Source organism: Fluviicola sp. (assembly GCF_030151805.1).
Taxonomy (GTDB): Bacteria; Bacteroidota; Bacteroidia; order Flavobacteriales_D; family Crocinitomicaceae; genus Fluviicola.
The window spans coordinates 1-8,749 of the sequence record NZ_JASLCN010000424.1; the positions used below are offsets into that span (position 1 = coordinate 1).

Below are 8,749 nucleotides of genomic sequence, written 5' to 3' on the forward strand. Positions count from 1 at the left end.
TCCGCCATTGACATGTACAATCGATCCGGACGATAATGAAATCGAAGCTCCATTTGAAAAAAAGGTCTGAGTATAGGAAATAGAAGATATTACTGAGGTTGTCAGTAATAGTAGTTTTGTAGTAAGCTTCATGGTGTCTTGATGTGCGCAGCAAATAACGCTACAAAAGCCTTAAAAAACAAACGAATCCGTGTTAAAAAACATTTTTTTATAACTGAAAAGCGCTAAGTTTCTAAGGAAGAAATGCTTAATGATTTTATTTTTTTTCGACCCTGGTAGATTTCTGTTTGCAAAACTGATTTTGCCCCGAAATTCTTGTCGTTTTCTAAAAAGAAATCACCGAAACCGGTTCATTTTTGATTATCTCATCAATTTTGAGTTTGCTCTCAAGCTACCTTTTTCATACATATTCAAAATGTATATCCCGTTACTATAATTCTCAAGTGAAATAATTGTACTCGTCGAATTTAAACTACCTGTTTCCCAAACCAATTCTCCCAAGGTATTAAACAGCTTTAAGCTTTGTCCATCTGTAAGTTTATCCAAATGTAACTCATAAGTAGTTTCATTGATTCTGAACAACGTTAGTTTTTCTATTTCGACCTCCGGTAATCCAACAACTTCATTTAGTGAATTGATACAGCTTACCCGGCCATAAAACATAGCAGCATCATATCCTGGTGTACTTGGAAATTGACTGTAATTATATGGACCTATTGGAAACTCGTTCTTTTTTTCTGCCCCATTGCGGATTTTTTGTGTAATTTCTGTTGTAGTCAAATTGGGATTTTTTTCCAAAAGAAGTGCAGCAATAGAAGCAACGATCGGAGTGGATACAGAAGTTCCGATTTTCACAATATAATCTCCAGAACTATCACCATTACTCCCCTGAAGATCAACAGTCTGAATCAATTCTCCTGGAGCAACCACATCATAACCAAAAGATGGATCACCACTAACTGAAGTTTCATAATTACTTGTCCAGGAATTAATTCCAGCATAAGTAGCTACTATAAAATCGTCTGGATTAGACATTCCAACTCCAATAACTCCTGGTTGATTTGCCGGAAAGTTACTGACATAAAGATCTACTGATTCATAAGCACTTCCACTAGGTGCTACTAATACAATTCCTAAATAGCCCCCATTTCCATCCGGTCTTCCAATTAAACGGGCATTGTTTAATTCATTTGCAATATTCGAGTTATGTGCTATTACAAAACTCATATTAATGATATCTACATCATCTTCAATCGCTTTTTGTAAGGCAATAACTACTTGAGCTGCTGAAATATTTGTTCCAACTAAATACGGGTATATCTCCGAGTTATAAGCCACACCCACTGCAATTTTATCTCCCGTATCGTAATTATTGGGAGTTGCCCCAATTACTCCTGCCACAGCCATTCCATGCCCACTATAATCCGAATACGTATTTGTTGTAAAATGACTTCCATTATTTATGATACAATTATAACCCGGTGCCAAATTTTCTAAATCAGGGTGATTGTATTCAAATCCTCCCACATCAATAACTCCGATTTTTATTCCATTTCCTGTAAATCCAGCTTCCCAGCATTCACAAATATCCGCATCGGCATCAGCTGTCCCGTTTAATCCATTCCAAATTACACCCCCGTTATTATCAATATGCCAGGTTCCATGTGTCGCATTCGGGTTTTGTGATGTTTCGGTCACTAATTCGCAATCCATCGGATCTCCTCCAATAATATTGGGTTGTGCAATCTTTACTAGTCCAAACTCATATTGATAAATCAAATTAGCCAGTAAAATACTATTCATAAGGGTATCCGGTTTTCCTACCATTTTGAAAATATATGTCCAACTGACATTATCATTAAGGTTTGTAAAGGGTTTATGCACCAATTGCAAACTGTATTCATTCATAAAATCAACTATCGTCAAAGAATCAATATGAGGATCATGAAACGTGACTAATATTTGATCATCTGTTCGATAATAAAGCTGCTGAACATTCGGATCATATGGATATTGTGTCAAAACCGGGGCAAAAATGCTTAACTGCCCGGAACTGATAATGGAATCCTTTATCGCAAAAAAATCCTCAAGTGTTGCATTGCTATTCAACAAAATCTGATTAAAGTTCACCAAATCATCGAAATCGTAATTCAATTCATCAATAGCAACGGTATCTAAGTATCCCGTATAAATGCTATCATTTTGACACTTAAACAATAATACGTCGGGTTGAACATACCACCAACTCAAACTACCGTCTGCGTTATAATAAAAAACGCTATCTATATTTTGTGAATATCCGGAAGTTGAAACCCCTAAAAGAAGGAAAAGAGTGGCAAGGATGCTATTTCTCATGTGATTCGTAGAATAATGTTTTGTAGATTAATAACGACAAATATAGAACACTATTTACGGAATCCAAATATTTTTTTTTACTGATTCAACTATTGATAAACTAAAAAAGAGCCCGTCAATGACGAGCCCTTTCAATCAAGCCAGTTCTACCTTGCCTCGACTATTTCGTTACCGTTTGAGCTGTAGTAATTTTTCAAACTCCTTTGGAGAAGCTGATAACGAAATAAATATCTTTCATGGTAACTAGATGCACCATTTTTTCAAAGGTTGGAATTAAAATGAATATTTTATTTGAAGTTTTACCCCCTGAATATCACTAAAGTCCGCATTACCGCTTTTCAGCTTGGAAACAAACTGATATTGCATCCCGATCCCTAAAGCCGTTTTATTTTTAAACGGTGCTAAATGATAGTCAATTCCGGCAGTTGCTCCGATTTGGAACTTGTTGGAATTGTATACATTCGTGATCGTTGAACGATTCGCTTCATAGCCACTCAACAGGCGGTTCACTGAAACTCCGGCATAAACCGTTGCTCCCCGATACGTATATCCAACCGAAGACATCAGGAAGATCGTATTCAAGCGCTGATTCAGGTTGGTATAACGACCGTTGATATACGTTCCGTTTGATTGCGCATATTGACTGAACCCCAAATCCTGGGTCAGGCGGATATTTCCAAGGTAATAATGGTATTGGAAATCTGCCGCAATTCCCATAGACGGAAGCGAACTGGAGAAGGCACTCCTGTTTTTCTCGTTGATAAATGAGAATTGACCACCAACCTGAAGGCTGAATCTCGGTTTAAACGGAGATTTCAATGGAATAAAGGTGAAATCACCAATTTTTGAAGAAACATCTCTTGTTTCAAAAGCAATTTCTTTCGTTCCTAATTCATCCAATTGCGCCAGGTCACTTAGAGAAACAGCCGATTTTTCAGTCGACACAGTATTATTAACACTATTCGTATTGTTTTGAATTGTACTATTTTGAGTTGCTCCGTTTGTTTCGGTATTTTTCGGATTTGACTGAAGGCCGTCATTTTTAAGTGCCAGGTCTTTTCGCAATTCTGTCTGTTGTTCATCCGGAGTTCCGGCAAATTCTTTATTCTGATTATTTTGACGATGTTGAATTCGATTCTCTTTGGCAACCGAAAGCACATTTTCAGCTAAAACAGCTTTTTCGCTTTCAACTCCCGGAGTTTCAACAACATTATTTACCGCTTCAGTTTCTTTCTCCGAAGCAGAAATGGTTTTCGATCCGTTTATCCCTGCAATCGGTACAATTTCCTCGCGATCAGGTTTTACAAAATAGTAATCCGTGTAGAATGAAAGGAATACAAACAAAACAGAAGCTGCCGCCATTTTCATCCACGGAATTCTGGTTGTAACCGGGTAGTTTAAGGTCGTATTTAACCGGTTCCAAACACGTTCCCTGGAAAGTTGCTCTTCCAGTTTCGTCCATCCGTCACCGGAAGTATTCGGCGCCCAGTTTTCAAAGGATTCCACCAGGGTTTTATCAGCAGGACTTCCGTTCAACTCCAGGGTTTCATCCAAACGATCCCAAACGGCAGAAACAGCCAAATCAGCCTCCAGGTCATCCCATAAATCAGAAGACGGTGTTCCCGCATCCCAATTCTGATAGGATTTATGAAGAGATTTGAACTCCCTGTTTGGTTTATTTGAATGTGTTTGATCCATTTAAGAAACGAGTTTTTGCTTTAATACCGATCGGGCATAATTCAATTGGGACTTGGAGGTTCCAACAGAAATTTCCAATTCTTCTGCAATTTCAGAATGCGACCAGCCTTCCAAAGCATACAATTTCAAGACCAATCCGGCTTTCGTTGGTAAGAGATTGATTTCTTCCAACACTTTGGCAAATGGAATTCCCGTTTCCAAATCTGCTTCGTCCTGATCCATGACCGGGATTTCCGCCAATTGGGTGAAATTCTTTCTTTTTCGAAGTGTTTGCAGACAGCAATTCACCGTCACTCTTCTCAACCAGCCCTCAAAAGAACCGGTAAACGTATACGAGCCAATATTTTTATAGATATGCATGTATGCATCGTGCAACATGTCTTCTGCGTCCTGCGTATCCGAGCCGTACAATTTGCACACTTTGAACAAATCTTTAGAGAAAAGACGATACAATCTTTCCTGTGCAGATCGTTCCCAATTTGCACAGCCATCGATGATATCTTTGTACTCGGCAGACATTACTCAACGGTTAAGATCAAAGCATTTGGCAATTGCTCTGTAATTTTACTAAACAACAATGTATTATAATCCTTATTTATTAAATAAGTAGGAACGCCATTTTCCATAACAAAATTGGGTTGACTCCACACAGAACTTGGAACATTCTCAAATAATTTCTTAGCGTCGAAACCAATGAAAACTTTGTAGTTTTTCTTTCTTTCCAGGGAGAACGGGTTCTGAATCTTAAAACTCAGGTTTTCGTAATTGCTCCACTCAATAATCATCGGAACCGGTTCTGTTCCTTTATAAAAAGTGCCTTCCAGGCGAATACACGGATGATTCGAATTATCAATCAGTGTCGAAATATCGAATTCAATGTAATCTCCCATCGGAATATCCAAAGCAATTCCCAGATCCGTCTCATCGGAAAATTGAATTTTCCCTCCTGTAAGATTTTGTGTAATCTTTACATCGGAACCTTTTGCTCGTTTTCCGGAAACGGTAAACTGCGTGGAATAGAAATATCCTTTATTAATAACAGCATTTCCCTGGCTGGATGTTGTTGAATGAAACTTCCAGTTCAGGCTCAAATAAGCGGGTTGTTTCAGTTTCCACCTTTCACAGCCGCCGGATCCCATCAGAATCACTATCAATAGTAGGTATAAACCTCTCATTTGCAATTTATTTAAAACTAAGATACGACTAAAATAAAAAGGTTGGAAATTAAACTTATTTAGAACTAATACAAATAGCATTTAATTATCTTTGTACTATGGAAAATGCAGCAACAAGAAAATTCAACGTGCGTGAGATTCGACAGGATTTCCCGGCTTTGCGCCAACAAGTTTACGGAAAGAATCTCATTTACTTTGATAACGGGGCGACTTCTCAAAAACCGCAAATGGTCTTGGATGCCATTAACCAATACTATAGCATGGACAATGCGAACATTCACCGCGGTGTTCACCACCTGAGCCAGAAAGCAACTTCCGAATACGAAGAAGCACGTGAAACGGTTCGTCGCTTTATCAATGCCCCGAAAAAAGAAGAAATTATCTTCACAAAAGGTACAACGGACGGAATTAACCTCGTTGCCTCTTCTTTCGGGGAATTGTTGCAAGCCGGCGATGAAATCATTATTTCGGCAATGGAACATCATTCCAATATTGTTCCGTGGCAAATGCTGGCTGAACGTAAAAAACTGGTTCTAAAAGTGATTCCTATGAATAAAAGAGGTGAATTGCTTCTGGAAGAATACCAAAACATGCTTTCTTCCAAAACAAAACTGGTTGCAATTACACATATTTCAAACAGTTTGGGAACAATCAATCCGCTGGATAAAATTATTGATGCGGCGCATGCTGTCGGGGCGAAAGTTCTGATAGACGGAGCACAAAGTATTCAGCATACCAAAGTGGATGTTCAGGCAATGAACTGTGATTTCTTTGTTTTCTCCGGACACAAGGTTTTCGGGCCAACAGGAATCGGAGTTTTATACGGAAAAGAAGCGCTTCTGGACGAAATGCCTCCTTACCAGGGTGGAGGAGATATGATCTCTAAAGTGACTTTCGAGCGCACAACATACAACGAACTGCCGTTCAAATTTGAAGCGGGAACTCCTCATATTGCGGGGGGAATCTGTTTGGGAACGGCTCTGAATTATTTGAATCAGTTTGATGCGAAAGAACTGGAAGAATACGAACGTGATCTGACAGAATACGCACAGGAAATGCTGGAAACGTTTGAAAACATTACCTTGATCGGAACAGCGAAAAACAAAACTTCCGTTGTTTCTTTCCACGTACCCGGAATTCATCCGTTCGATATCGGAACATTATTAGACAAACAGGGAATTGCGGTTCGAACAGGACATCACTGCACACAACCTTTGATGGATTTTTACCAGATTCCGGGAACAGTGAGAGCATCTTTCGCATTTTACAATACACGAGAAGAAATAGACCAATTTATAGCAGCAGTAGAGAAAAGCATTTCAATGCTGGCATAGGAGTACAAACAACATGAATATTGAAGAAAAACAACAAGAAATCATTGACGATTTTGCCATCTATGATGACTGGATGGAAAAATACGAATACATCATTGAACTTGGAAAAGACCTTCCTTTGATCGACCCGTCCAAAAAAACGGAGGATCGTCTGATTGAAGGATGTCAGAGCAGGGTGTGGCTCGATGCAGCGATCGAACAAAATAAGTTGCGTTTAACAGCTGACTCGGATGCAATCATTACCAAAGGAATTATTGGTTTGCTGATTCGGGTTTATGACAACGAAAGTCCGGAAGATATCGTCAAAAGTAATCTTCATTTCATTTCCGAAATCGGGCTTCAGGAACATCTTTCACCAACGCGGGCAAATGGTTTGGCAAGCATGGTGAAAAAAATTAAATTAATGGCATTGTCCGCAATCCCCAAATAAAATGGAACATCTGGAAGATAAAATAGTCGAAATCTTGAAAACGATTTTCGACCCGGAAATTCCCGTAGACATCTACGAACTCGGGTTAATTTACGAAGTACGTATTTCAAAAGAAGGTGTTGTTGAAATCGATATGACATTGACTTCTCCGAATTGTCCGGTGGCGGAATCCCTGCCAAAAGACGTAAAAGAAAAAGTTGAAAGCATCGAGGAAGTTTCGGAAGCACATATAAACATTGTTTTTGACCCACCATGGGACAAAGACATGATGAGCGAAGAAGCAAAACTGGAACTTGGATTTTTATAAAGAGAAATGTTCAAATTAAAATTTCTTTTAACCTTTTGAACTCTTAAACCCCTTTGAACTTTCTTTAAAACAAGACAGCTAAATTTATTGCGCGAATCTGAACAACTGATCGGATTCATTTAATTAATCGAAACAAATTGTTATGACAAAAAGAGTTGTAATTACCGGATTGGGAGCCCTTACGCCAATCGGAAATAACGTTCCCGATTTTTGGAACAACATGAAAGCCGGTAAAAGCGGTGCAGCACCCATTACCAAGTTTGACACTACAAAATTTAAAACTTCTTTTGCCTGCGAAATAAAAGGCTATAATCCTGCTGATCATTTTGATGTAAAGGAAATCAGAAAGTACGATCCTTTCTCCCAATACGCCCTGGTTGCAGTAAGAGAAGCGGTTGCAGATGCCGGAATTAATTTCGAAAATCTGAACAGAGATCGTATCGGAGTGATTTGGGGATCCGGAAACGGAGGAATCCAGACGTTCCAGGATCAAATGAAGGAATATTGTGCCGGAGATGGTACTCCGCGTTTCACACCTTTCTTCATTCCGCGTATTTTGGTGGATATTGCATCCGGAATTATTTCCATGGAATATGGTCTTCGCGGAATCAATTATTGTGCGGTTTCGGCTTGTGCAACTTCCAATACCGCAATGATTGATGCATTCAATTACATCAAATGGGGAAAAGCAAACATGATTATCTCCGGAGGATCTGAAGCAGCAATTAATGAAGCAGCAATGGGCGGATTCTCTTCTGCACAGGCATTATCCAAACGCAATGATTCCCCTGAAACAGCTTCTCGTCCGTTCGATGTAACACGTGATGGTTTTGTCATGGGTGAAGGAGCTGCAGCCGTGATTTTGGAAGAATACGAACACGCGGTAGCTCGTGGTGCGAAGATTTATGCAGAAGTAGTTGGCGGCGGAATGGCCGCAGATGCTTATCACTTAACGGGAACGCATCCGGAAGGAGACGGAGCTGTTTTGGGAATGGAAGAAGCGCTACGCGATGCTGAAATCTCCGCAGACCAGATTGATTATGTCAATATGCACGCCACTTCTACTCCACAAGGAGACAACAGCGAGTTGATCGCTTTGAAACGTGTATTCGGTGAAAGACAATCGTTGAGCGTTTCGGGAACGAAATCCATGACCGGACATTTATTGGGAGCTGCAGGAGCTGTTGAAGCGATTTCCTGCATCCTGGCAATTCAGGATTCAATTGTTCCTCCAACGATCAATACAACAGAGATCGAACCGGATTTCAAGAATTTGTTTGATTTCCCGTTACAAAAAGGAAAAGAGAAAGAAATTACTTACGCCATGAGCAATACCTTTGGTTTTGGAGGACATATTGCAACGGTGATTTTCAAGAAATTTCAATAAAAATTTACCCCAGTAGAGGCATGATACATCGGACTTGATGTATTATACTCACCAAAATAATAA

At 39.4% G+C, this 8,749-nt stretch carries 8 protein-coding genes; 4 read left to right on the forward strand and 4 right to left on the reverse strand.

Annotated elements, in window-relative coordinates:
- Positions 1-360: 360 nt before the first annotated feature.
- The 4 genes from Q1V93_RS16025 to Q1V93_RS16040 all read right to left on the reverse strand — a co-directional run bounded on the left by Q1V93_RS16025 (position 361) and on the right by Q1V93_RS16040 (position 5,228).
- Positions 361-2,355 (reverse strand): S8/S53 family peptidase, encoded by a 1,995-nt coding sequence (locus Q1V93_RS16025; protein WP_300666042.1) that lies wholly within the window; start codon positions 2,353-2,355, stop codon positions 361-363.
- A gap of 273 nt (positions 2,356-2,628) precedes the next feature.
- Complete coding sequence (locus Q1V93_RS16030; RefSeq protein ID WP_300666043.1) at positions 2,629-4,053, reverse strand: hypothetical protein; 1,425 nt, start codon at positions 4,051-4,053, stop codon at positions 2,629-2,631.
- On the reverse strand, positions 4,054-4,572 hold the full coding sequence (locus Q1V93_RS16035; RefSeq protein ID WP_124746919.1) for a sigma-70 family RNA polymerase sigma factor: 519 nt from the start codon (positions 4,570-4,572) through the stop codon (positions 4,054-4,056).
- Positions 4,572-5,228: a hypothetical protein gene (locus Q1V93_RS16040; protein WP_300666044.1), complete on the reverse strand. Its 657-nt coding sequence runs from the start codon at positions 5,226-5,228 to the stop codon at positions 4,572-4,574. The genes Q1V93_RS16035 and Q1V93_RS16040 overlap by 1 nt, the downstream gene beginning before the upstream one ends.
- Before the next feature lie 98 nt (positions 5,229-5,326).
- Between Q1V93_RS16040 and Q1V93_RS16045 the strand changes: the two genes are divergently transcribed.
- The 4 genes from Q1V93_RS16045 (at position 5,327) to fabF (ending at position 8,686) form a co-directional block, all read left to right on the forward strand.
- Positions 5,327-6,562, forward strand: a complete 1,236-nt coding sequence (locus Q1V93_RS16045) for a cysteine desulfurase (protein WP_300666046.1) — start codon at positions 5,327-5,329, stop codon at positions 6,560-6,562.
- A 13-nt stretch (positions 6,563-6,575) separates the two neighbouring features.
- Complete coding sequence (locus Q1V93_RS16050) at positions 6,576-6,992, forward strand: SufE family protein (protein ID WP_300666048.1); 417 nt, start codon at positions 6,576-6,578, stop codon at positions 6,990-6,992.
- Position 6,993: 1 nt separating this feature from the next.
- Positions 6,994-7,299: an SUF system Fe-S cluster assembly protein gene (locus Q1V93_RS16055; protein WP_300666049.1), complete on the forward strand. Its 306-nt coding sequence runs from the start codon at positions 6,994-6,996 to the stop codon at positions 7,297-7,299.
- A gap of 142 nt (positions 7,300-7,441) precedes the next feature.
- Positions 7,442-8,686, forward strand: a complete 1,245-nt coding sequence (fabF, locus tag Q1V93_RS16060) for a beta-ketoacyl-ACP synthase II (RefSeq protein WP_300666050.1) — start codon at positions 7,442-7,444, stop codon at positions 8,684-8,686.
- The last annotated feature ends 63 nt before the right edge of the window (positions 8,687-8,749 follow it).

Excerpts from the sequence above, each read along its gene's own strand:
- Q1V93_RS16050 (WP_300666048.1), top strand. The coding sequence starts at position 6,576 with ATGAATATTGAAGAAAAACAACAAGAAATCATTGACGATTTTGCCATC.
- Q1V93_RS16040 (WP_300666044.1), bottom strand. The coding sequence starts at position 5,228 with ATGAGAGGTTTATACCTACTATTGATAGTGATTCTGATGGGATCCGGC.
- fabF (WP_300666050.1), top strand. The coding sequence starts at position 7,442 with ATGACAAAAAGAGTTGTAATTACCGGATTGGGAGCCCTTACGCCAATC.
- Q1V93_RS16035 (WP_124746919.1), bottom strand. The coding sequence starts at position 4,572 with ATGTCTGCCGAGTACAAAGATATCATCGATGGCTGTGCAAATTGGGAA.
- Q1V93_RS16025 (WP_300666042.1), bottom strand. The coding sequence starts at position 2,355 with ATGAGAAATAGCATCCTTGCCACTCTTTTCCTTCTTTTAGGGGTTTCA.
- Q1V93_RS16030 (WP_300666043.1), bottom strand. The coding sequence starts at position 4,053 with ATGGATCAAACACATTCAAATAAACCAAACAGGGAGTTCAAATCTCTT.
- Q1V93_RS16045 (WP_300666046.1), top strand. The coding sequence starts at position 5,327 with ATGGAAAATGCAGCAACAAGAAAATTCAACGTGCGTGAGATTCGACAG.
- Q1V93_RS16055 (WP_300666049.1), top strand. The coding sequence starts at position 6,994 with ATGGAACATCTGGAAGATAAAATAGTCGAAATCTTGAAAACGATTTTC.